This is a genomic window from Microcystis sp. M144S2 (genome assembly GCF_020246065.1).
Taxonomy (GTDB): Bacteria; Cyanobacteriota; Cyanobacteriia; order Cyanobacteriales; family Microcystaceae; genus Microcystis; species Microcystis ichthyoblabe_A.
In genome coordinates this window covers 13980-37926 of sequence record NZ_JADBTR010000138.1, presented here as the reverse complement: position 1 = coordinate 37926, position 23947 = coordinate 13980, and the positions used below count along the sequence as shown (strand labels likewise).

Annotated in this window: 24 protein-coding genes and 1 pseudogene; 17 read left to right on the top strand and 8 right to left on the bottom strand. The window is 41.0% G+C overall.

Going from position 1 to position 23947, the window contains the following annotated elements:
- The 5 genes and pseudogenes from IM462_RS16055 to IM462_RS16035 form a co-directional block, all read left to right on the top strand.
- A partial coding sequence (locus IM462_RS16055) for a Calx-beta domain-containing protein (protein ID WP_287704777.1) occupies positions 1 to 1579 on the top strand: 1579 nt, incomplete at its 5' end.
- 46 nt (positions 1580 to 1625) lie between these two features.
- Positions 1626 to 2630 (top strand): annotated as a pseudogene (locus IM462_RS16050) (hypothetical protein).
- A 525-nt stretch (positions 2631 to 3155) separates the two neighbouring features.
- Complete coding sequence (gene ureA / locus IM462_RS16045; protein WP_002738360.1) at positions 3156 to 3458, top strand: urease subunit gamma; 303 nt, start codon at positions 3156 to 3158, stop codon at positions 3456 to 3458.
- Between the two features lie 19 nt (positions 3459 to 3477).
- The gene (gene ureB / locus IM462_RS16040; protein WP_002748322.1) at positions 3478 to 3804 is read left to right on the top strand and encodes an urease subunit beta; all 327 of its coding nucleotides are present in this window, start codon (positions 3478 to 3480) and stop codon (positions 3802 to 3804) included.
- Between the two features lie 82 nt (positions 3805 to 3886).
- On the top strand, positions 3887 to 4762 hold the full coding sequence (locus tag IM462_RS16035) for an S-methyl-5'-thioadenosine phosphorylase (RefSeq protein WP_287704775.1): 876 nt from the start codon (positions 3887 to 3889) through the stop codon (positions 4760 to 4762).
- A 248-nt stretch (positions 4763 to 5010) separates the two neighbouring features.
- On the opposite strand, the gene IM462_RS16030 is transcribed toward IM462_RS16035, so the two are convergent.
- Positions 5011 to 5967 (bottom strand): RNA polymerase sigma factor, RpoD/SigA family, encoded by a 957-nt coding sequence (locus IM462_RS16030; protein ID WP_287704773.1) that lies wholly within the window; start codon positions 5965 to 5967, stop codon positions 5011 to 5013.
- Between the two features lie 579 nt (positions 5968 to 6546).
- Between IM462_RS16030 and IM462_RS16025 the strand changes: the two genes are divergently transcribed.
- Positions 6547 to 7185, top strand: coding sequence for an LON peptidase substrate-binding domain-containing protein (locus IM462_RS16025; RefSeq protein ID WP_104396341.1), 639 nt, complete (start codon positions 6547 to 6549; stop codon positions 7183 to 7185).
- A gap of 179 nt (positions 7186 to 7364) precedes the next feature.
- Entirely contained in the window at positions 7365 to 7967 is a 603-nt protein-coding gene (locus IM462_RS16020; RefSeq protein WP_287704771.1) for a Crp/Fnr family transcriptional regulator, read from the top strand.
- A gap of 568 nt (positions 7968 to 8535) precedes the next feature.
- On the opposite strand, the gene IM462_RS16015 is transcribed toward IM462_RS16020, so the two are convergent.
- Complete coding sequence (locus tag IM462_RS16015) at positions 8536 to 8775, bottom strand: putative toxin-antitoxin system toxin component, PIN family (RefSeq protein ID WP_287704769.1); 240 nt, start codon at positions 8773 to 8775, stop codon at positions 8536 to 8538.
- A gap of 769 nt (positions 8776 to 9544) precedes the next feature.
- Positions 9545 to 10189: a PEP-CTERM sorting domain-containing protein gene (locus IM462_RS16010; RefSeq protein ID WP_502866649.1), complete on the bottom strand. Its 645-nt coding sequence runs from the start codon at positions 10187 to 10189 to the stop codon at positions 9545 to 9547.
- A gap of 399 nt (positions 10190 to 10588) precedes the next feature.
- Between IM462_RS16010 and IM462_RS16005 the strand changes: the two genes are divergently transcribed.
- A complete protein-coding gene (locus tag IM462_RS16005; protein ID WP_287704761.1) occupies positions 10589 to 10957 on the top strand; it encodes a SpoIIAA family protein in 369 nt (122 codons plus the stop codon).
- 317 nt (positions 10958 to 11274) lie between these two features.
- Here IM462_RS16005 and IM462_RS16000 read toward each other — a convergent pair whose 3' ends face one another.
- Positions 11275 to 12216: a DUF1517 domain-containing protein gene (locus IM462_RS16000; protein WP_194016841.1), complete on the bottom strand. Its 942-nt coding sequence runs from the start codon at positions 12214 to 12216 to the stop codon at positions 11275 to 11277.
- Positions 12217 to 12383: 167 nt separating this feature from the next.
- On the opposite strand from IM462_RS16000, the gene IM462_RS15995 reads away from it, so the two are divergent.
- Both IM462_RS15995 and IM462_RS15990 read left to right on the top strand, forming a co-directional pair.
- A complete protein-coding gene (locus IM462_RS15995; protein ID WP_287704759.1) occupies positions 12384 to 13643 on the top strand; it encodes a phosphopantothenoylcysteine decarboxylase domain-containing protein in 1260 nt (419 codons plus the stop codon).
- Positions 13644 to 13686: 43 nt separating this feature from the next.
- Positions 13687 to 13986 carry a 2Fe-2S iron-sulfur cluster-binding protein gene (locus IM462_RS15990; RefSeq protein ID WP_002766752.1) on the top strand — a complete coding sequence of 100 codons (300 nt, stop codon included), beginning with the start codon at positions 13687 to 13689 and terminating at the stop codon, positions 13984 to 13986.
- A 70-nt stretch (positions 13987 to 14056) separates the two neighbouring features.
- Here the strand turns inward: IM462_RS15990 and psbQ are convergent, their stop codons facing one another.
- Positions 14057 to 14497 carry a photosystem II protein PsbQ gene (psbQ, locus tag IM462_RS15985; RefSeq protein WP_045360899.1) on the bottom strand — a complete coding sequence of 147 codons (441 nt, stop codon included), beginning with the start codon at positions 14495 to 14497 and terminating at the stop codon, positions 14057 to 14059.
- Positions 14498 to 14619: 122 nt separating this feature from the next.
- On the opposite strand from psbQ, the gene IM462_RS15980 reads away from it, so the two are divergent.
- Positions 14620 to 14838 (top strand): hypothetical protein, encoded by a 219-nt coding sequence (locus IM462_RS15980; protein WP_409770010.1) that lies wholly within the window; start codon positions 14620 to 14622, stop codon positions 14836 to 14838.
- Between the two features lie 83 nt (positions 14839 to 14921).
- On the opposite strand, the gene IM462_RS15975 is transcribed toward IM462_RS15980, so the two are convergent.
- The gene (locus tag IM462_RS15975; RefSeq protein ID WP_002801056.1) at positions 14922 to 15167 is read right to left on the bottom strand and encodes a hypothetical protein; all 246 of its coding nucleotides are present in this window, start codon (positions 15165 to 15167) and stop codon (positions 14922 to 14924) included.
- A 150-nt stretch (positions 15168 to 15317) separates the two neighbouring features.
- Between IM462_RS15975 and IM462_RS15970 the strand changes: the two genes are divergently transcribed.
- Complete coding sequence (locus IM462_RS15970; RefSeq protein WP_287704755.1) at positions 15318 to 16931, top strand: nuclease-related domain-containing DEAD/DEAH box helicase; 1614 nt, start codon at positions 15318 to 15320, stop codon at positions 16929 to 16931.
- A gap of 41 nt (positions 16932 to 16972) precedes the next feature.
- On the opposite strand, the gene IM462_RS15965 is transcribed toward IM462_RS15970, so the two are convergent.
- A complete protein-coding gene (locus IM462_RS15965) occupies positions 16973 to 18658 on the bottom strand; it encodes an RNA-directed DNA polymerase (RefSeq protein WP_287704753.1) in 1686 nt (561 codons plus the stop codon).
- Positions 18659 to 18942: 284 nt separating this feature from the next.
- Complete coding sequence (locus IM462_RS15960; RefSeq protein ID WP_287704751.1) at positions 18943 to 20076, bottom strand: FAD-dependent oxidoreductase; 1134 nt, start codon at positions 20074 to 20076, stop codon at positions 18943 to 18945.
- A gap of 219 nt (positions 20077 to 20295) precedes the next feature.
- Here IM462_RS15960 and phaA point away from each other — a divergent pair, with 219 nt between their 5' ends.
- The 5 genes from phaA (at position 20296) to phaE (ending at position 23840) form a co-directional block, all read left to right on the top strand.
- On the top strand, positions 20296 to 21486 hold the full coding sequence (phaA, locus tag IM462_RS15955) for an acetyl-CoA acetyltransferase PhaA (RefSeq protein WP_287704749.1): 1191 nt from the start codon (positions 20296 to 20298) through the stop codon (positions 21484 to 21486).
- A 12-nt stretch (positions 21487 to 21498) separates the two neighbouring features.
- On the top strand, positions 21499 to 22215 hold the full coding sequence (gene phaB / locus IM462_RS15950; RefSeq protein ID WP_287704747.1) for an acetoacetyl-CoA reductase PhaB: 717 nt from the start codon (positions 21499 to 21501) through the stop codon (positions 22213 to 22215).
- Between the two features lie 60 nt (positions 22216 to 22275).
- A complete protein-coding gene (locus IM462_RS15945; RefSeq protein ID WP_287704745.1) occupies positions 22276 to 22569 on the top strand; it encodes a BrnT family toxin in 294 nt (97 codons plus the stop codon).
- Entirely contained in the window at positions 22553 to 22765 is a 213-nt protein-coding gene (locus IM462_RS15940; RefSeq protein WP_002784823.1) for a hypothetical protein, read from the top strand. Before IM462_RS15945 ends, IM462_RS15940 begins: the two co-directional genes overlap by 17 nt.
- Positions 22766 to 22844: 79 nt before the next feature.
- On the top strand, positions 22845 to 23840 hold the full coding sequence (gene phaE / locus IM462_RS15935; protein ID WP_287704743.1) for a class III poly(R)-hydroxyalkanoic acid synthase subunit PhaE: 996 nt from the start codon (positions 22845 to 22847) through the stop codon (positions 23838 to 23840).
- Positions 23841 to 23947 lie beyond the last annotated feature (107 nt).

Below are 23947 nucleotides of genomic sequence, written 5' to 3'. Positions count from 1 at the left end.
TTATGATCATGATCAACTATTTGGCGGTTTAGGTAATGATACCCTGAGAGGATTTCGCGGTAATGATACTTTGTTTGGAGAGCAGGGAAATGACCGTTTAGAAGGTGGTTCTGGGAATGATACTTTCTACGGTGGGACAGGAGATGATACTGCCGTCTATACTGGCAATCGCTCTCAGTATTCATGGACTAGCAATCAAGGAGTCTTTACGATAACAGATTCAGTAGCTAATCGGGATGGCATAGACACTTTATACGGCATTCAAAAACTACAATTTTCCGATCAAATTGTAACAATTGCTCCTGTCGAGGAAGATTCTCCCACTATCACCCTTACCTTATCTCCCGCAAGTGTGACAGAAGACGGGACAACAAATCTGGTTTATACCTTCACTCGTAGCGGAGTAACAACCAATCCTTTAACGGTTAATTACACCCTCGGAGGGACAGCGACTCTCAATACCGATTACACTCGTACCGGGACTACCAATACTGTCACCTTTGCTGCTGGTTCATCCACTGCGACGGTAACAGTTAACCCCACTGCTGATGCTACAGTTGAAAGTAATGAAACTGTTATTTTAACCCTCGCTTCAGGGACAGGTTATACGATAGGTACGACTACTCCAGTTACGGGGACAATTAATAATGACGATACCACTGTCACCTCGCAACTCTCCATCAATGACATCACCGTAGTGGAAGGTAAAGATAATAATGCCATCCTCACCGTCACAGTTGATAACCCCAATTCACAACCAATTACCTTCAACTATACCACTGCACCCATTAACGCTACCGCTAATGTAGATTACACTAGCAAAACTGGAACTATCACCATTGCACCTAATACTGCCACCGCTACTATTAGCATTCCCATCCTCAATGATAACCTCAATGAAGCCGATGAAGCTTTTACAGTAACCCTGTCAAATCCCGTTAATGCTACCATCAATCCCGAAGGAGGAATAGGAGAAGTTATCATTACTGATACTTGGCAAAGCACTCTCACTCGCACCCTACCCAACAATGTGGAAAACCTCAGACTAATTGGCACTAATAATATTAATGGTACGGGTAACGCTGGTAACAATAATATCACCGGAAATAGTGGCATTAATCAAATCAATGGACGTGCGGGAATTGATAATTTAACCGGTGGTTTAGGTGCAGATACTTTCATCTTCCAATTTGGTCAATCTACCATATCAACAAGCGATCGTATCACAGATTTTGCCATCAATAGTGATAAAATTGACTTATTAAATCAAGCTGGAAACGCTATCAGTGCGCCTAGCAATTTCAGTCGTGCTGCTAATAGCACTGTCACCACTTTACAGAATTTAATCAATCAAGTATTTACTGATGCTAATGGAGCGATTACAGGTAATCAAGGATTAGGGGTTAATAGTGCCGCCTTAGTGCAGGTAACAACCGGTGCAATAGCCGGAACCTACCTCGTTATTAATGATAGCGCGGCTGGCTTCCAATCCAGCAATGATTTATTAATAAATATCACCGGATTTACTGGCACTTTACCAGCTTTAGGGAGCATTAATGTTAGTAGCTTTTTTATCTAAGTGTCTAAGCTTTCCTTCTGTGATTCGGTTAGCGTAATGATTAAAAATGAACTCAACAACCGCCAATTATGATGAACCCTGGAAAGAAGCATTAAGCGAGTATTTTGAAGCGTTTTTATGCTTCTTTTTTCCTGAAGTTCACCAATTAATTGATTGGACAAAAATTCCCGAATCCCTAGAAAAAGAACTCAAACGGATTACCGCTTCAGCAAAGACAAAAAAACGTTTTGCTGACAAACTTTATAAGGCTTGGCTACTTGAGGGACAAGAAGTTTGGATTTTGATTGATATTGAAATTCAAAGTCAATACGAAGAAAATTTCCCTCAGAGGATGTATATTTATAACTATCGTGCCTTTGATTTGTATCAGAAACCAGTTATCAGTCTGGCAATTTTAGGAGATGAACGAGCAAATTGGCGACCAGATTCCTATAATTATACTATCGCTGGTTGTGAAGTCAGCCTGAGATTCCCAACGGTTAAATTACTGGACTATGAGGAAAGATGGACAGAACTAGAAGCAAGTAGCAATCCTTTTGCTATAATAGTCATGGCACACCTGAAAACGAAAGCGACTACTGGGAAGCTGCCATAACGAGAACAGTGGAAGTGGAGGTTAATCAGGGGATTATATGAAAAGGAGTTCGAGAGAGAACAGATAATTAAACTGTTTGAAATCATCGACAATATGATGACTTTATCCCCTGAATTACAGTCAAGTTTAGAGAGTAAAATCAAACAATTTGAGGAGGAAAGAACCATGCCTTTAATGAGTAATATGGAGTTACGAGGAATGGAACGCGGTAAAGAAATTGGTAAGGAAATTGGTAAGGAAATTGGCAAGGAAATTGGCAAGGAAATTGGAGCGTTAGAAAAAAGCCGCGATGCCATAAAAACAGTTTTAACTGTGCGGTTTGGACAGATTTCTTCAGAAATTGAAGAGATAATCGGCAAAATCACTAACCCTACTATCTTAGAAGAGCTACTAAAATTAGCAGCTACCGCTAATTCTCTCGCAGAATTTAGGCAGTCTTTGGCAAGAATCCAATAATCTTATCCTAATAAGTACCTAAGCAAAATTAATTACACATATCTAACCCCCTCCTTGCCTCTTGCCGTTCGACAAAAGCTCACGCGGCGGTTCGACAGGCGGTTCGGCTGAGCGTTCGACAAAAGCTCACGCGGCGGTTCGACAGGCTCACCGTCCGCTCGACTGAGCTCGCCGAACGTCCGAAGTCTCACCGTCGAAGCCTCACCGTCCGCTCGACTGAGCTCGCCGAACGTCCGAGGTCCGAACGGAGTCAGGAGTCAGGAGTCGGGAGTTTCAGGCTTTGTTGCCCTCTCTTTTTTGTACCAACTCATGTACTACAATAAGGATAATGCAAGGTTTTTGATGGTCTCAATCCGATTTTCGCAGCATGAACATCGGATTTTAACAGGTCAAAAGCCTTATTTTAAAAGGGTTTTACCATTATTCAGCAAACCCTAAGTAAATAAAATTTCACAACTCGATCGCTACAAATATCCGGCCAACAACTACAATAACCCTAGCATCTGTGTGAAAAAAGGCCTATCTATGCAACTTTCGCCCCAAGAAAAAGATAAATTACTCATTTTCACGGCGGCGCTGCTCGCCGAAAGACGCAAAAACCGTGGTATCAAGTTAAATTATCCCGAAGCGATCGCCTATATTAGCGCCGCCATCCTCGAAGGTGCTAGAGAAGGTCGTAGCGTCGCTGAATTGATGAGTTACGGCACCACTTTATTAACTCGCGAGGAGGTAATGGAAGGCATCCCGGAAATGATTACGGAAGTGCAGATCGAGGCGACTTTTCCCGATGGCACTAAATTAGTTACCGTTCACAATCCCATTCACTAACAGGAGATTTTTAGCAGTTATGATTCCGGGAGAAATTATCACACCATCCGGGGCGATCGAGATTAATGTCGGTCGCGACACCCTGCGTATTTCTGTAGCTAATACAGGCGATCGACCCATTCAAGTGGGTTCCCACTATCATTTTTATGAAGTTAATCAGGCCCTGGAGTTCCAGCGCGAATTAACCAAAGGAACCCATCTGAATATTCCCGCAGGGACATCAGTTCGATTTGAACCGGGAGACACGAAAGAGGTGGAGTTAGTTGCCATCGCGGGAACTGAAGAAATTTATGGCTTTAATGGTTTAATTAATGGTTCCCTCAAGGGCAAGAAAAAGAAAAAGTAGGGCTTTGACGGAAAAATTATCACAGTTCGATCGCCCAATTGTGGTAACATCGAGGCAACGATAACTAATTCTTTCCAAGACTATGACGACGGTAAAAATTGGCATCATTGGCGGCAGTGGTTTGTATAAAATGGATGCCCTCAAGGATGTGCGGGAAGTATCCCTCGATACTCCTTTTGGTTCTCCTTCCGATGCTTTAATTCTCGGTACTTTAGAGGGAACAGAAGTCGCCTTTTTAGCGCGTCATGGCAGAAGTCACCATTTTTTACCGACCGAATTACCCTTTCGAGCTAATATTCACGCTCTCAAACAATTAGGGGTTGAATATATTATTTCCGCTTCGGCCGTTGGTTCCCTAAAAGCGGAAGTTAAACCCCTAGATTTAGTCATTCCCGATCAATTTATTGACAGAACTAAAGAGAGAATAGCGACTTTTTTTGGGGAAGGAATTGTTGCCCATGTTGCCTTTGGCGATCCCATTTGTCCCCAATTAGCCAACATTTTAGGGGATGCCGTCGCTAGTTTAAACCTACCGGAAGTTACCTTACATCGGGGCGGTACATATCTCTGCATGGAGGGGCCAGCTTTTTCTACTAAAGCGGAATCAAATCTCTATAGAAGTTGGGGGGCAACCGTGATCGGTATGACCAATTTAACCGAGGCTAAATTAGCCCGAGAAGCGGAAATTGCCTACGCTACCTTAGCCCTAGTTACCGATTACGATTGTTGGCATCCCGATCACGATCATGTCACGGTAGAAATGGTGATCGAAAATCTACACCATAACGCTATTAATGCTCAAAAAGTTATTCAAGAAACGGTGCGTCGTCTGGCAGCTAATCCTCCCGTTTCCGTCGCTCATTCTGCCCTTAAATACGCTATTCTTACCCGTCTAGATTCTGTTCCCGTCGCCACTAAAGAGAAATTAGCTCTCCTGTTGAAAAAATATCTTGAATAAGTAGAGAAATAGCCGAGAAAAGTCGCCGATGAATCTAGGAATGGGTCATTTTTCTCGCTGTTATCCAGACGATCAATTTGACCCTTAACGAAGGCAGGGGGCAGGGGGCAGGAGGCAGTATTCAGGAGTCAGGCTTCGGCCGTGAGCTCAGCCGAACGGAGATAGGAGATTATTTTATTTATTCTCCCCACACCCCACACCCTACACCCCACACCCTGCCTCCACCAACAAACTTTTTGCCGCAAACCCTAACTAGCTAGATATTCTCTGATGTTGGCCTTGCGTTTTCTTAATTTAGCGATCGCTTCTCGTTCGATCTGACGGACGCGTTCACGACTGATATTGAGTCGAACGCCAATTTTTGCTAGGGTGAGGGGCTGCCCATTATCTAAACCAAAACGCAGACAAATCACTTCTTTTTGTTGAGGGGTGAGATCTGCCATCAGTTTTTCCAAATCCACCTGTAGGGAAGAATAGGCAGTGTAATCTTCCGGGGAAAGTCCCGTATCTTCCAAGAGTTCCCCTAATTCCGTGTCTTGATTGTCCCCCACCTTTAAGTCAAGGGAAAGGGGTTGACGAGACTTTTCCAAGTAGTCTCGCACCTGTTTGGGAGTTAGGTCTAATTCCTCGGCTAATTCGGCAATGGTGGCGGCGCGACCTTTCTCTTGAGCTAGTTGACGCTGGGCTTTTTTGATTTTATTCAGTTTTTCGGTGATGTGGATGGGCAGACGGATGGTGCGACTTTTTTCTGCGATCGCCCGGGTGATAGCTTGGCGAATCCACCAATAGGCATAGGTAGAAAAGCGATAGCCTTTGGTGGGGTCGAATTTTTCCACCCCTCTTTGCATCCCAATGGTTCCCTCTTGGATGAGGTCTAATAGATCTAGATTGCGTTTTAGGTATTTTTTAGCGACGGAAACCACTAGACGCAGGTTCGCTTCTACCATCTTGCGTTTGGCGAAATCCCCCGCCCCCAATTCTCGACGCAGTTGTTCTTCACTAATTTCCGCTGCTTCTGACCACAGGCGATCGCTGGGGTCGCTGCCGAGTTTCACCCTCAGGGATTCTTTGATTTTTTCCAGAAAAATTAATCTTTGTACCTGTTTCGCGTAGAGAATTTCTTCTTCATGGCTGAGAAGGGGAACGCGGCCAATTTCTCTGAGATAGGCGCGAACTGGATCGGTAAGGTTTTTCGAGGTTTTCATGAGTGCGCGTCGGTTGAGGGTTGATATTCAGGGATTGATGGCGTTTTTCAGATCGCTTCCCCAGGGGCAGTCAAGGAGATGCTATCAGGGTTTATTCTAGTTTTGTAAAGAGATTGGTAAGTGATTACTCAAGGATAGAGAGAAATCTAATTGACGATTTAATTGCCTCTATAGTCCTTTTTTTGGCTAGATATAGAGTTTATGGGCATAAATGGCAAGTAGTGAGAACCTTAGTTATTTAACTAATGTTACAACAACTATTAAATATTGTAAAGTTTATGAGAGAAAAAAAATCATCCCTCTCAGAGAAGAACCAATGAAGATGAGTTTTGAGTATCTCTACTCATAGATTACCCAAAGGTTTCCGCTCGGAATGCAATCTAGATGACAAAATGAGCAATTTTCTCATTTAGCGATCGCTATGCGATCGGTGAGGGGAGTGGGGGGTGGGGAGTGGGAAGTATAAATAAAAATAATCTTCTGCCGACCGCCGACCGCCTCCCGTCCATTGCCCTTGCCTAGCGGTTCAGGGGGGATTGTGTAAAAATAAGAGAAGATCGGTTTTTTTTCACTAAACCTATGGCCACTTCTTCCATTGCCGTTAGAGAATTACCTCTCTTTCCCCTACCCGAAGTTGTTTTATTTCCGGGTCGTCCCCTGCCCCTACACATCTTCGAGTTTCGCTATCGGATTATGATGAATACGATATTGGAAGAAGATCGCCGTTTTGGGGTCTTAATGGTAGATCCTGCCACCGGAGAAATCGCTAAAGTCGGCAGTTGTGCGGAAGTTGTCCGTTGTCAACGTCTCCCGGATGATCGGTTAAAAATTCTCACCATCGGTCAACAGCGTTTCCGTGTCCTAGAATACGTCCGGGAAAAACCCTATCGTGTCGGTTTAGTGGAGTGGATTGAAGATGTCCCCACCACCCAAGATTTGCGACCTCTGGCCACAGAAGTGGATCGACTGCTGCGGGATGTGGTTCATCTCTCAGCCAAATTAACCGCTCAAAAAATCGAACTACCCGACGATTTGCCCAGTCTTCCCCTGGAATTATCCTACTGGGTGGCGGGTAATCTCTACGGTGTGGCCGGGGAACAACAAGCTTTATTGGAAATGCTCGATACAGTCAGTCGTCTGCAACGAGAATCGGAAATTCTCACCTCGACTCGCAATCATCTGGCCGCTCGCACGGCTCTTAAAGATGCTTTAAATTAATGATCTTGAGGTTTTTCAGCTGCGGGAGAGGGAAATGGGGAAGTTATTTCAGTGAACAGTAATCGGTGAACTGATAACTCATATCTGATAACTGTTAATCTGGGGATTACCCAATGTTTACCTTGATACAGTAGAGTGGGGTTAAAATTGTTAGCCCCTCACCTAGGAGAACTTTGATCATGTTGCTGACCTATAATCCCAGCGTCTCACCCTTCCGAGAAGACTATAGCGAGAGTCGTAGGCTCCATTTTTATGATCGCGGGGAAAATATTCCTCTGGTGGTTGATGGAGTCTGGCAAGTTTATCGGGGTATGGCGCAACTAAGTCAAGTATCTGAGAGTGGAGAGGAAATTTTACTAGGCTGGGCCCATTCATCCCACTTTTTCGGCTTAAATTTGACCCATCTAGAATCCTATCACGCCAGAGCCTTGTCGGAACTGTACCTAAAATGGTACACGATCGCCGAAGTGGAAAATTCGGTGGAATTAACCAAGATGATGTTAAATCAAATGATCCGTCGTCAACAACAAACGGAATCCTTACTTGCGATCGCAGGACTCAAACGAGTGGAGGAACGTCTTCAGCAGTTACTACAGTTATTAAAGCGGGAAATGGGAGAACCAATCGCCCAAGGCAGTCGTTTAAAGATCCGTTTAACCCATCAAAATCTCGCCAATGCTATCGCTACCACGAGAGTAACGGTGACGCGTTTGTTAGGCCAATTTCAGCGTCAGGGATGGGTGAGTATCGATGGTGATCGCCATTTAATTATTCACCATTAATCCCTCTTCTGTCACTCTAGGGAACGGGAAAACAGAAATGACAGGGAAAAACGGATTCTAACAGAGAATTTATTAATCGATTAAGTTGATTATATAGTAAAGAAAAGTAGTGAATTAGTCCAGGGGTAAAGAAAACGCATAGCCAAGCTTTTCAGCGATTCAAGCAACCGAAAGGCTCGATAAATAACAGGGTAAGCGCATCTTCACAATCCTTGACAAAATGGACTTGATGTGAGTTACTTACCCAGAGAGCGATTCAGGCATATTTGATGAGAATTGGCCATCTCAATTGTTAAGCAAAAATCGACCCATTTGGTCGATTTCGTAACTATTATGATTGACTGGTATCACTTGAAATGCCCATGCGGATCACAAAATTGGCCAATTGTCAATAGCGTTTGAGATGCTCTCACCCTGCGGCAGACTGAGGCTAACCATTGAGCCAGTTAAAAGGGTTTTAGAGAGATTCATAACAATCGATAACTATAAAAATCTAGATCGAGGGTAAATATTTTTCCTTAGTTTTATCTTAGCATAGCAAGGAAAGTGGGCAAAAAACTAAACCCCATCAACCGACAGAATCAGTATCCAAAAATTCTAATACAGTGATGATTTTAATCTTTCTAAATCGGTTCAAGACTAGCAAATCTTCATCCCCTGTAATAAGAGATTCAGCATGACCACTAATCGCTAACTCTAGATATTTATTATCCTTGAAATTTCGACATTCATCGATAGATTCTGACGGTTGCACTAATAAAGATGCTTCTACTAATGTTTCTAATAGCTCTTGGCGAATTAATACCATTTCTCTAAATAAAAACTACACATCGAATTTAAGTCACCCTTTTTAAGGGGGATTTAGGGGGATTAAACTTCTGTAGTCAGACTTTGGAGAATTGGTATAAATAGCGGTCAAATTTAGAACTAGATAAAACGTTACTAATACCATTTCTCTAAATAAAAACTACACATCGAATTTAAGTCACCCTTTTTAAGGGGGATTTAGGGGGATTAAACTTCTGTAGTCAGACTTTGAAGAATTGCTATAACGCCAAACGAGGTGGACTGTTTTTAAATAAAAAAGCACTAACAATTACATTAGCATCAAAAACAAATCGGGCTTTATTCATCTTGTTCTAAGATAGACGCTAAAATGTCTGGATTTAATCCGTTAGCTTCTGCTTCATCACTAGATCGATCCATAATTGTTGATAATCTGGCTCCTGCTTTTTGACGATATTTTTCCAATTATAATTGAATATTTTTAGTTAATTTATTTTCTATATTCCCTCGGCCATTGGGGTTGATTTTAGCGTAATATCTAGCAATTTATAAAGGAACTTGAATAGTGATTTCTGTCTGGCTATTCATGGTAATTGATTGTTTTTTTACTTTTGACAGAATTATGTTGTAGCACAAAATCACAATACTCATTGAATTTGACGATATTGATGTAAAAGTTGCCATTAAATCACAAAAATCAATGAATAGAAACATGGACAAAAAATAAACCCCCTCAACTGACTGAATGAAGGGGCATTTATAGTATTTTCGGTGGGCAATTTAGCCGACTTTTATGGTTTGAGTTTGCGTTTGAGGGTTGAAGCCGCGCCGAGAGTACCAAGGGCAAGGAGACCGAGAGTTGAGGTGGGTTCGGGAACTGTAGTTGAGATAATAAAGCTTCCACCATCCCCAGCAAGTGTTAGGCTAGGATTTCCCCTTAGCTTGATGTTCAAGGCGGAAAAATTCCCCAATAACTCCACAGAACCGTAAGCGGAACGAGTACCAGTAGTCGGAGGGGTAGTGAAGGGAGGAAGACCAATGCCAGTATACGGATTCGCATCGGCGATGATTTTGTTCGTGGCATCGACTGTTAAGCCATCGCCGCCACCACCGTTACCGCTAAGTAAATTGAGTGCGATCGAACCATTGCTCGGACCAGAAAAATCATAGATCATCCCGTCAAGATTGGCAACGTGAAAGGTGGGATTGGTCACGGGCGAGCTAAACTGAATCTTTAAAGTCGCAGTCTGGCCAGTCTGATTAAACATTGTATAACCTACCCGATCACCTAAACTTTGGGATGGAGTATAGATGCTGCTGTAGCTGTATTGAGGGGTAGTATTATCGATTGTTGTTCCTTCCCAACTTGTTGGGTTAATACCTGCAATCGTAAAGTTAGGTCCGCCACCAGCGAGTATAGAACCTGTAACGTTCACTCCCCCTAGGGTTCCCGCGAATGTTCCTGTGCCTGGTCCCCCAGAGGTAAAGGTATTCAAGTCAAGGAAAACTACTGCTGCTTTCGCTTGGGGGGTCGCAATGAAGATACTGCTTGTGAGCGCAGTGATGGATAACAGTGAAACAAATTTCATTTTTTAGTGGTTTTAAGATAAACGCCGACCACTATACACACTTCTCCCCCCCCGTTGTATCAAAAACTACAATTTAATAAATCTTTACATTTCTCTCCCTGAATTGGATAGGATGCATTGCTCGATACCTGTTTGGTGTTACGATCAGCTACGGTGTCGGGATTATAGCTCGTCTAGTGATCTGGGTGAAACCGTCTATTCGTGATAGCATAGAGTTAGACTTCGACCATTTGGGAGAGGCAAACTATGATAGATTATAATTTAGACGCGGCGCATAGCATTCTCTATATGCGACCTACATCTGCACTGGCGGCGGAAGATTTTGTCAAGATTGCGGAGGCAGTGGATCCCCACATTGAAGCCACTGGTGGCCTTGCTGGCGTAATCATCGAAGTACCTAAGTTCACCGGTTGGGAAAGTTTTGGGTCCTTGGTCGCTCATTTCCGGCTGATACGCGACCATCACAAGTACGTCAGTAAGGTTGCCGTGGTGACTGATTCCACGTTGGTTAAACTGATCGAAAGTCTGGCTTCCCACTTTGTCTCGGCTGAAGTCAGGCAGTTCCCTTGGGGGGAAACTGAGGTAGCGAACCAATGGGTCTTGGGCGGCTCCTGATTCCCTTGCAGTACAATGGACATCTCCAGCAATTAACCTCAATCTAGCCTGAATTTTGGAGATGTCTAATACCAAATCCGTTTTTAATACTATGATTGACTGCCAAGTTATGAATTGTTTTTCGCTGCTCCCTGCCCTCCTATGCCTTTTAACAGGATTTAGGCATAATCGGTGGAGTTGTTAGGTTTCGTTCCGAGGGACTAACCTACGAAACTCACCCCATCACCAGCCAATTGACTTTTTCAGCAAACCCTAATCAAAAAATCTCCCCGTAAAAGGGAGATTTTGGGCAATATCTAGAGTTATTACCCGAAAAACTACACCAATTTCAGATCGGGATAATTAGCGAGAATGTCATCTTGACTGAGAACATCACCCTCGCTTTGGGGAGTCCAAATCACTTCTACTGCTAAAAGTCGATCGCCTCCCATACTACCAATTTGTTGCAGGGCCTGTTTCAAGTCTTGGGAATCATTAATTTTGGGTAGGGAAAATTTACCGACAATGCCAGCCAAAATAGTCACCAAAATATAGCCTTCCGGTGCGGTTTTAGCTAATTCCCCAGCCGATTCGGGTAAAATATTTTCTGTAGAACCTTGACGCAATTGATTATTGTAATTAGTTAAGGTTTCCGCCGTTAGTTTACCGCGTTCGTTGAGAGACCACTGATTAAACTTCGCTTCTGCACTGCTGAGGCTGGTTTGTTGGCAATCGACGTTACCATAAACCCAGTATTCTGGATGACGTAACAGGGCGAGGGCTGATTCTTGTAAGACTTCGACCCGTCCCTCGGAGGTGCTAGTATCGACTGTTAGGGCGATTTGATTTAATTCTTGTTGCAGATAACGGGCATTAGCCAACAAACCCACCTGTACTTTAGCCACGGAGACGGTTTCATAACCGGATTCTATCGTCATACCATTCTCGTCACTGCCTCCACCATTACGGAAAGCATTAACGAGGAAGTTGGCAATAGCAAAAAAGATTAACAGAGATATTAAGCCACCGCCACCACCACCCCAAAAGAAGGGTAAGAGGAAGGGAAAACCAATACCGCCACCGTAACCGGGGGAACTGTAACCACCACCTCTAGAAGGGCTAATACTGCGACTAGGGGCGCGAAAACTACCGCCACCCATTCTCCCCCCCGATGCCGCTAAAGCACTGGGAATAGAACCGAAAATCAGCGTTGTCACTAATCCTAGAACTAATAGCGGCTTGGCAAGCGATCGAACTTTAGTTAAAATTTTGTCAATCATAAGAACACCGAAGCAACCCTTTATTTACTAGGATAACCAGTTTCTCGCTCAGAGATAGACAAATCCCGAATAGGGATAACCGAATCAGTTATCAGTGATCAGATTTGAGTTTTCAGTTCACTGTTTACTGTTTACTGATCACTGACAAAACCCCCACCCCCAAATTTATGACTTGGAATTTCTCCTCTCCCACGGATTCGGACTTAGGCGATCGCGAAGTACCCTTAGAAAGTCATCATCTCTGGGGTAAACGGATTGCTTTACTGGTGACAGGAGGGATTGCGGCCATGAAAGCGCCGCTAATTGCCCGATCTTTGCGGAAATTCGGGGCCACAGTCGTGGCTTTTGTCTCGGAAGAAGCTTTAAGATACGTTACTAGGGAAGCTTTGGAATGGAGTACGGTTAATCCCGTAATTAGCCAATTAACGGCAAAAGCAGAACATTTAAGCGATCAATCTCCCTTTGATCTTTATTTAGTCGCCCCCGCTACCTATAACACGATTAATAAGTTTCGTTACGGAATCGCTGACGGAGTGATCACTTCATGCTTGGCCTCGGCCTTGGGACGACAGGAAAAGGGAAAAACTAAAATTCTGCTTGTCCCCACCATGCACGGCAGTTTACATAATGCTATTCTGAGCGAATCTTTGCAAACTCTCGATCGCTGGGGAGTTCAGATTATGCCACCCCGGGATGATTACGGTAAACACAATCTCCCCGGGGAAAAAGAGATTACCGTGGCAGCCTGTGGGATTCTCAGTAATTCTGTCCTGAAAAATAGGCCGATTTTAGTCACCGGTGGACCCACACCCGTGATTATCGATAATATTCGTCGTTTAACCAATCGTTTTACTGGACAGTTAGGGGTCGCTATTGCAGAAGAATTATACTTGCGCGGGGCCAAGGTGCAGTTAATCCACGGACGGGGCAGCTATACACCCCCCGCTTATTTACCCCACGAAATTATTGAAACTTATGACGAGTATCTAGGGAAGGTGATGGGAGAATTAGAGAGTAAAGATTATAAATTTGGGATTTTTTCGGCAGCAGTGGCAGATTATCGCTTAGAAAACCCTTTTTCTGGTAAGATTCCCAGTGGAGGGCAGTTAAATCTTAATTTTGTGCCGACGGAAAAGGTGATTGATAAGGTGAGAGAAAAATTTCCCGATTTAGAGATGGTGACTTTCAAGTATCAGGAGGGAGTCAGTCAGGAAGAGTTACTGGAAATCGCCCGTAAACGCCTAGAAAAGGGCTATCAGGCCGTCATTGCTAATAGGGGTGAGGAAAAGGGCGATCAAGGGGAACAGGTGGCTTATTTGGTCACAAAAGCGGCATTGAGGAAATTTATCGGCAAAAAAGCGATCGCTATTGGCATCGCCGAATATTTAGAAGAGCGAGCCAAAAATGTTACAATCAAAAAAATTTAATATTTTTTAATATTAATTTGCAAAAATTTAGGGTAACACAGTCATGGGTAACATCAACTTCGTCAAAGAGAATAAGATCGTGGTAGCGGCAGATGGGGCGAATTTACGAGAGAAAGCAATCCAGAATGGCGTTGATATCTACACTTTTGGCGGTAAATTGATGAATTGTGGCGGTTACGGCCAGTGTGGTACTTGTATAGTGGCAATTGTCGAGGGTCTGGAAAATCTCTCGGCTAAAACCGACTTTGAACAGCGCTGTCTAAAGAAAAAACCCGAAAATTATCGTTTAGCCTGTCAAACCATGGTTAATGGCCCTATTAGCGTCCAAACTAAACCAAAATAGCATTTATCGGTTTTTTAGCTGCGGCCTGGTCGGTGATCACTGATAATTGATCAGTGATCACTGATAAAAACTAACTAGGAACAATATTTAAGAAAGCATCGAAGTCTTTTAATGCTTCTTGGAATTGATTAGCAGCGAGACTAGCATCTTTTTCCTTGGCTGCCGCATCGATGCGTTCAAAGTGAACGAAAAGATTTTTCGCTAACTGCTTGGCTTTTTCTTGGTCTTTGGGCAGTAAATTACGGGATAATCCTACCATTTCCTGACGCAATTGCCCCAAAGGGCCGTGGATATAGGTGCGAGTATCTACCCAATTTTTGTCAGCGATGAGGTCTTGCAAAACGCTCATTTTTTCGCGAAATCCTTCTATGGGTTGGATGTAAACCTGTAACTGTTCGATTTTTTGGGGACTATAGACGGTGGGGATAGTTGCTTGGGGACCACTGCAGCTAACCAGCAGCGTAGTAACTAGGACTAAAACTAGGGAAATAATCGAGCGAAGACGTGGCATTGGTTTATATGTACTATTTAACAAACTATTGACGTTCTCTCCCTTAACCAGTCAAGGTATCGGGACGATTTTTACTTTATCAGAATTTTGGGTTTAAAACCTCGCCCCTTTTAGGGTATCCATTGGTCACATCTTTCATTAACAAAAAGAGAAGAAACTTAAAAAAGGGCTCTTCTCGACTTTGTGTGATAAGTTTAACTTATATAGTAGCGATCGGTCTTTGTGTCCTCTGTGTCTCTGTGGTTCGTTCCACTGAAAAGTTCCTGAACAGTAATGATTGTAAAGGAAATGGAATGACGGGACGCATTAGCAATAACTTGGGGATGATTGCGAAGAATTAGGGAAATATGGTCAGTATCGAGAATATATTGAGACACAAATCTTTATCCTCTACAGATAATATGAGGGATCTACTTCACTGTCATCATCTAAAGGGTGAGGGGTTATCTAGAGGTGTTGTCCATGATATCGTTTCAATTTGGCTAATTTGTTCGATAAAGGTTGTTTGTAGTTGGGAAATGGCTTCTTGTTTGGTGGGTGCTTGGACTCGAAAATGAGGCAATTCAGCGATAGATACAGCATATTGACCATTTTTAAGGGTTTCTATCAGTATTTTTACCTTTAGATTAGCTGATGGTTGGGAGGGCGGGATATTGAGATTGATGACCATAGCATTTTGTTGATTTATCGCTTTACTTCCTTATTTTATTGGGAGTCATGATAAGTATGAGGCATTTTTTGGTAAGTTAGGATTTAGAGAGTTGCGTTGCCGAAGGCAGACTGTGTGATCACTCGTTTTTAATTATGGGTAATATCAATTATGGCTAAAATGTTTCCCCCAGATGCGCCTTCTAATCCTGATTTACGGGGAGAATCAGACGTATATCATTTACTATCTCAACTTGACGATGATTTTTACATTTTTCAAGACAGATACTGGATTTTTAAGAATAAATATGGAGCTAGAACTGAAAGAGAAACGGATTTCTTGTTAGTTCATCCCCAGAAAGGTCTATTGATTATTGAAGTCAAGGGAGGAACTCGATTTTCTTACGACGGGGAACATGATAAGTGGAAATCGGGAGATAATATTTCTTATCAAAATCCCTACAAAAAACAATTAGCTAACTCAAAGAATTTGCCGTTATTCCTAAAAAGTAAACTACCTAGTTTGACAAATCATTGGATAACTTGTGGATATGCAATTTGTTTTCCTCATATTGATATTTTAGAGGGAAATTTAGCTCCCTTTATGGAAAGAGAAGTTACTTTGTTTAGAGATGATCTAAAAAATATAGGTGAGAAAATCAACGAAATATATAGTCATTATAGTAATAATAGTCATAAACATCTTGGTAAAAATATAGTAGAAGAAATTAAAACTTTAATTACCCGTAATTCAGAATTTAGAAAATCCCTCAGTGCAGAACTAGAAGATGAGAAACAAACTATAATTAAGCTGACTAAAGAGCAACAAGAAATTTTAGATGGTTTTTATAAAGTTAAAACTCCAATCCTTATTGATGGACCTGCGGGAACAGGAAAAACTCAACTCGCAATCTCACAAGCTATTTCAGATATTCAATCTGATAGATTGGTTTTATTCATTACTAATTCTCAGGATTCAAAAGATTATATCTATAAGGAAATTTCGCTTAATGTTGCAATTAATAATGATCTTTTAAAGATATTTACGCTTAAAGAACTTAGTTTATTACAAAAAGTTTTAGAAAATAAAGAAAATTTAGAAGAAGTCAGAATTATTATTGATGAGGCACAACAATTAGATGGTGATTTTTTAAGAAAAATAGCTGACTATGCTAGTCAAATGTTTAATCGATCAATTTTAATTTTTAAAGATGATTCTCAAAAAACTAATGAAAATGATATACAAGAGATATTTAAACCCTTTAATTATACCCTGCAAAAAGTAATCAGAAACACAATTAATATTTTTGATTCTTACGAAGAATATATTAGTCCAACCTATAAAGTAAAAAAGCCTGTCAGACAGTTTAAGGAAGTCATCACAGATTATTACATAACTGATGAAGACTTAATTAAAGCCATAAAAAGCAATATTTTGGCATTAATAAACGATGAAAAGGTTTTACCTAAACACATAACAATCCTCTTTTCTAAACAACCAAGTCAAAACTTTCTTGACTCGATAGCATCAAAAATTTCTACTTTCAAATTTAAGCGATTCTCTCTCGCTAGTCCTCAAACAATTACTTGGTCAACTATTTACGATTTTCAAGGCTTAGAAAATCATATAATTTTATTAGTGGAATTAGAACCAGAACCCATTTCTGAGACCATTCGCTTAAGAAGATTAAGATATATTGGTCGCTCAAGAGCTTGTAGTATTTTATACATCTTTTTAAGAAAAGATATGTCTTCAGATATAATTGATATTGCCGATATATTTTAAAATTTGTAAAAGTCATCAAGTCATCTAATCCTTCACTCTCACTATTCTAATCCTTCACTCTCACTATTATTCGATAGCTCAGTAAAATCAAAGTAATCACAAAAGTTGAAATTATCTTTATGGGAAAAAATTGATGATAAAACCCTTGAAATAGTATGAGAAATTGGTCGAGGTAAATAATTTTCTACATTTTTACGAAATAAATTTTCATCAAAAGTCTGGCCATTATCTTGATGAGATAAGATCCATAATGCGTACAATGCGTTGAGATTTAAGTCAATGGATTTTGTAGAAAGAAAGGTTTGAAATTGAGCAATTAGTTTTTCACGCGATCTTTCACGATTTTTAATCATCATGAGAATATATGGCGGATCTTTTTTTCGAGGTTTTACTAAATGATGAATTAATCTTGTTCTGGCATAATCCATGATATTTTGATTCTTAAAAATATCATCCATTGCTTTGTATGCGGAAGATATTATGTTATTAGGAAATCCCAAGATAATAAATTCAACAACAGTCCAAGTATTTTTTTTGATTGTTTTTGGATACTTACAAATGATTTCTGGGATTTTATTGATTAATTGTATAACCAAGTTTTCATCGTAATCATGATGATCTTTTAAAGAAAATAAATAATTAGTTATTCGATGACAATCTTTTTCTTGAAGGTTGGCTGTAAGATTAATAGTATTTATGTCAAAATCTTCATCTTCATCTTCATCTTTTTCTGTTTTCTGATTATCTTCCCAATGTTCCTCATTTATAAGTTCATTACCATAAGCTATTTGATGATCTTTTCTAAAAAAATCTTTGACATATTTAGGATTATGTATAATTTTCGTTTTTGCCGAGTTTAAGTTTAGTCCTATCCTATGTAGTTCTTCTTGCAAAATATTAACCGCTTTGATTACTTCATCTTTAGTATTAGTAATAATTTTAATATCATCAACGTATCGAGCATAATGAAAGCCATAAGCAATCATCAATTCATCTATTTTACTTAGTAAAATATTTGCCAAATAGCCATCAGTTATATTACCTACTAAAAGTCCTTGTTCTTTTTTTTCTAACTTTAATAATTTATCAACAACTGAGTAAAATTCAATTTCTGGCTGCAATATTTTCTGCAACAACGGTTTATATTTTTGAGGTAGAATACTCCCTGTTAAATCAAAAAGATTATTGATTAAGTAATTAGGTGATACACTATCATAAAATGATGTTATGTCGGCGTTTAATAAATAAGACTCTCTCTGCTCTTTTTTAAATTCTTTAATAAGATTTTCCCCCCATTGGATGAATTCTTTATATTGACAATCATAAGGTTTAAACAAATGGATAAATCCACTGAGTGATCGTTGAGTTCGGTTAGCATAGCTTGTTTTAATAAAAGAATTTTCAACTGCCAAGGAAAGGACATTAATCAAATGATATCTAATTGCATATTCTTTGAAAGGCAAATATACACATCTTCTAATAAAGAAATCTTCTTTGGGATAAGTATAAGCAAATGACTCATCTGGTATATAAGGTTGTTTTAAAGAGTAGATATTTTTAATATATTCAACTAAAAGGTTGATTTTATTTTGATTTTTACAATTGATACTTAGTTCAAAAAAATTACAAAATTGATCGTCATTAAGCCTACTATTCATTGCATAGTAAATCGACATTCTAATTAATTTTGTATCCGTTAAATAGTCTTCTATGTTAAAATTAAGCATAAATATCCTCTTGGCTCTAAATCTATATTAGAGCTATATTGCTATTTATTTTTCCCTTAGAGCCAAATTTTTTAAGATTCTTTCGATGTTTGCACTTTCTCATCTCAGCAAAAGAGAGAAAACAGCGATCGCAAACTGCGCCTTCAAATTCTTCAAACTCCCACAAAGCAGCAATCTTAAACTTTCTCTCACGATTTGGACATTTAGACAACAACTTTAAGTCATGCTTCTCACACCTCCCAACCTACTTAAACTGCCATTCAATCCGATGACAAAGCAACTCATCATTTCTGTTCAAATTGTCTCATAAAAGCTCGATCGATCCGATCTTTCCATAACCATAATAACGGTGATTGCCACGCGAAACCGCCCCAAGATGCGATCGCTTGTTGGTCTCCTGTCCCGATTAAACTCAGATAATTTTTCTGGGGAAAATAGGGTTTTAGAGGCTGATTTTGCAGAATTATTGCTAAATTATCGAATAGGGGTTTTCCTTGTCGGACGGCAAAAACTCCCGCTTTCGGACGGGGATAATCTGGAATCGTGGCAATATCTCCCACGGCAAAAATATGGGGATGGGAAAGAGATTGCAGATAATTATTCACTAAAATAAACCCTTTTTCATCTGTCAGTAATCCTGACGCTTTAATCCAACTAGGGGCCGAGGCAGTCGTTACCCAAATTGTATAATCCGTGGGTAAAACTAACCCCGATGAACAGATAATCTGATCTGCTTGCACTGCCGTCACATCCGTTGATAAATATAATCTAATCCCCCTTTGTTTAAAAATATTCTCCAAACGTTGACCGACCCAATTATTATGGGCCGGTAGTAGTTTTTTTCCTCGATGAATTAGAGATAAATTCAAATTACTGCTAGAGTTGAGAATTTTGGTCAAACGGGACTGCATATTTAAAGCTAATTCGACCCCGCCTGCGCCACCACCAACAATGACGATATTTAGAGTATTATTGGGGTTACTAACCGCTTTTTTCAGGATTTCTTGCCATCCTTCTCGAAAAATCGGCACTGGTTTGGCGGGAATGGCGTACTCTTTAGCACCGATAACATTATCCACTGCCGGAATGCTGCCAATATCGATCGAGAGATAATCAAAGGGAATCGGTGAAGAATTATGACAAATTACTTGACATTTTTCCGTATCTATGAAATTAGCCTTGTCTAAACAGAATTGCGCTTGAGAATACCTAGCTAGAGAAGGTAAATCGATATGAGTCTCGGCAAAATCATAAAAACCGGCGATGTGGCCGGGTAACATTCCCGAATAGGGGGTATGGGTGACATCGCTAATTAAAGTTAATTGAACGTTTTTTAGGGGTGATTGCCCCCAAAGACGAAGGGCGATCGCATGACTATGGCCACCACCGATAAAAACTAGACGCTTGACTAAATCCATAAAAAAAGGGGATTGCTGCCGGAAAAGTTAAATTCTAATGAATATATCTTCTGACACAGAAATTCTGTTGCAAGATCGAGGGTAGATAGACAAAAACTCAAGACATCGGGGCCAGGAACTTTTAACCAATGACAGTCAATTGGGATTTTGATCTTTTCGGACTCGATATTCTTAAGCAAATTCTATCTAGTATCTTCGCTTCCCAATAGAGAGAAGTCTATGCAAGAAGTTTATATCGTGGCCGCTGTCCGGACTCCAATTGGTCGTTTTGGTGGGGGATTAATGGGATTATCCCCGGCCGATTTAGGGGCAACAGTGATGAAATCTGCCCTAGAAATCGCTAATTTGCCCCCAGAAGCCCTAGATTTGTACATTTTCGGCAATGTTTTGGGATCGGGCCATGGTCAGTTAATCCCCCGACAAGCGGCGATTAAAGCGGGAATTCCCGTAAGCGTGGACGGATATCGGGTGGATATGGTTTGTTCTTCCGGAATGATTGCCGTTAGTAACGCTGCCACCTCAATTCGCGCCGGAGAAGCGGATCTCGTCCTCGCTGGTGGTATTGAATCCATGTCCCAAACTGGCTTTTTTCTCTCCCATCGGGCCCGGTGGGGTTATAAATTCCTTATGGGTGCGCCGGAACAATTAACCGACCTATTACTGCACGATGGCTTAACCGATGCTACCACGACTGAGGGCATGGGTTCCCAAGTTGATCGCCTCTGTCTAGATCGCGGGGTTTCTCGGCAAGCATTAGACGAAATTGCCGCCTTATCCCACCAAAGAGCGGCCACAGCCACAGAAAAAGGCTGGTTTAAGGGCGAAATCGTGCCAATTGAGCTTAAATCTAAGAAAGGTTCCACAATTATCGCTCAAGATGAGGGTATTCGTTCCGATAGTACCCCGGAAGGTTTAGGAAAACTGCGGCCGGCTTTTAATCCATCGGGAGTTTTAACCGCAGGGAATAGTAGTCAGATTTCCGATGGGGCCGCTGCTATCCTTTTAGCCAGTCAAAAAGCTGTGGATCAGTACGGTTTAAAACCAATTGCCAAAATCCTTGGCGGCGCTGTGGGTGCTGGAAAAACCGATCGCTTCCCAGAATTCCCCGTCCTCGCGGTGAAAAAATTACTGGCATCTCTCAATAAAACGATCGAAGATTTCGATTTAGTGGAAAATAACGAAGCTTTTGCCTTAAATAATCTGCTTTTTGAGATGGATCTGGGGTTAGCGAGGGAAAAACAAAACGTTCACGGTGGTGCGATCGCATTGGGTCATCCCATCGGCGCTTCCGGAGCGCGAATTCTGGTGACGTTAATTAACGCGTTGAAAGTACAGGATAAAACCCTCGGTATGGGGGCCATCTGTCATGGGACCGGTGGCGGAACAGCGATCGCAATTGAAAGAGTTTAGGAGGAAAAAGCTATGGTATCTCTGGGACTAGAGGAGAAAGTTATCGTCGTTACGGGCGGAAATCGAGGCATTGGGGCGGCTATTGTCTCTCTTTTGATAGATTTGGGGGCCAAGGTGGCTTACACGGATTTAGTCGCCGATAATCCCCAGGGTTTAGGCATTGTCGCCGACGTGACTAAGTTGGAATCTATGGAAGCGGCAGCTCAACAAATTGAAGCGGAATTGGGACCAGTGTACGGCATCGTCGCTAACGCGGGGATTACCAGAGATAACTTTTTCGCTAAATTAACGCCGCTAGATTGGGATTTAGTGATTAATGTCAACCTAAAAGGGGTTAATCACACGATTAAACCGTTTATTGAGGGAATGTACGAACGACAAGCGGGATCGATCGTTTGTATTAGTTCTATTTCCGGTGATCGCGGTAATGCCGGCCAAACTAATTACGCAGCCACAAAAGCGGCAGTTATTGGTTTAGTCAAATCCCTAGCGCGAGAAGCTGCCCGTTATAATATTCGCGCCAATGCGATCGCACCGGGGTTTATTAACACGGAAATGACTTTAGCGATTCCCGATAAGGTTCGCGATAAAATCACCGCCGAAATTCCCTGTCGTCGCTTCGGTGAACCCGCAGATATCGCCTGGGCAACTGCCTATTTACTCTCTCCTATTGCCAGCAGTTATGTCTCTGGAGAAGTCCTCAGAGTTAATGGGGCCCATCACACCTAATCAGTTATCAGTTATCAGTTATCAGTTATCAGTTATCTAATTCAAAGATGGAAAATGTGTTTGTTATTGTCCCTGCTAAGTTGCTTGATATGGGATCAAGACAAGGCAAATAACAACATCAAAAAACATAGTATATCTTTTGAAGAAGCAGTGACCGTATTTGGGGATTCATTGGCCGTAACGATTTTAGATCCCGATCATTCAGTGGGTGAGTTTCGTTTTCTGACGATAGGACAGTCAAAATCACAAAAGCTGTTAGTCATATCTCATACAGAAAGAGAAAATGAGATTCGCTTAATTAGCGCCCGTTTAGCTAGTAAACAGGAGAGAAAAAATTATGAATCAGGAGTCTGAAGAAACGGTTAATGACGAGATGCGAACTGAATATGACTTTTCTGGTGGTATTCGTGGCAAATATTATCAAGCTTATCGACAGGCTAGTAATGTGATAATTCTCGATCCCGATGTGGCGGAAATTTTTCAAGATTCAGCCTCAGTCAATGAAGCGTTAAGATTACTAGCAAAAATTGCCAAGTCTGGAAAAATATGACTTATCAGTTATCAGTTATCGGGTGTAGAGTGGGTTAGTAAACTAGCGAAATCAGCGTTAAAGGAAAAGGGCAAAAATAATGGATAAACCGACACAAGCTTGGAGTGAGATGGCCACCGATTACGTCAATCTTTGGACAGAAACTGGGGCAAAAATGTGGTCAAGTTGGTTTGATATGATGGGAGCGATACCGACTCCTATGGGCAATATTAAACCAGAATTACAACAGGCAACCCAGCGCTATTTTGATAATCGGGATTTATTGATCAAATTCCTAAAATTATCGGTGGAAGCTTGGGAAAGTATCTTCCCGAAAATGCAAACAGGAGAAGACTGGCAAACAATTTTAGATAATTATACCCAACAGATGCGCGGTCAACTGAATAGTTTTACTACTACCACTTCCCAAAGTAGTCAAGATGTCAGTCAACTATGGACAATTTACCTGCAACAATTACAAAGTCTCAATCATTTATGGTTCGATCCTTTCGTCCTGTCAAATGACACAATAACCAAAGCTTGGTTAGGTAATACTTCTTCTTTGATCGAACTCAATAATATCTATTGGCAGAAGTTTTATGATGAAACTTTTGGCCAATGGTTACAGATGCCTTTATTGGGATTGCCGCGAGAATTTAACCGCAAATTACTCGATAGTTTTGAAACTTGGCGCGTTCTTTATCAAGCTAGTATTAACTATCAAATTGTGCTGGCTGATATTCAAGTTAAATCCTTTGAAGCTTTAACTAAAAAATTAGTTTTCTTAGCAGAAAAAGGTCAACCTGTCAAGGATTGGCGAGAATTTCAAGATGTGTGGAGTGTCGTCGCTGATGATATTTTTGAAAAGGCTTTTTGTCAACCAGAAAACCTAAAAGTAAGGGGAAAATTTATTAATTCCCTCAATGATTATCGCCTCAAACAGCAGGATTTAATGGAAATTTACCTGCGATCAATGAATCTGCCTACCCGCAGCGAAGTCGATGAAATTCATCGGACTATCTATGAATTACGCAAAGAGGTAAAAAGTCTCAAAAAAGCTTTAGGAGAAAAAAAAGCAGTAGAAAGTAACAATTAGTTAATTGTGCTTGACAATCAGTTATCAGTTATCAGTTATCGGATTGCAGTTTTCAGTATATAGTGTTAGGTGAAAACTTCGGAACTTTCTTTTCACTGATTACTGTT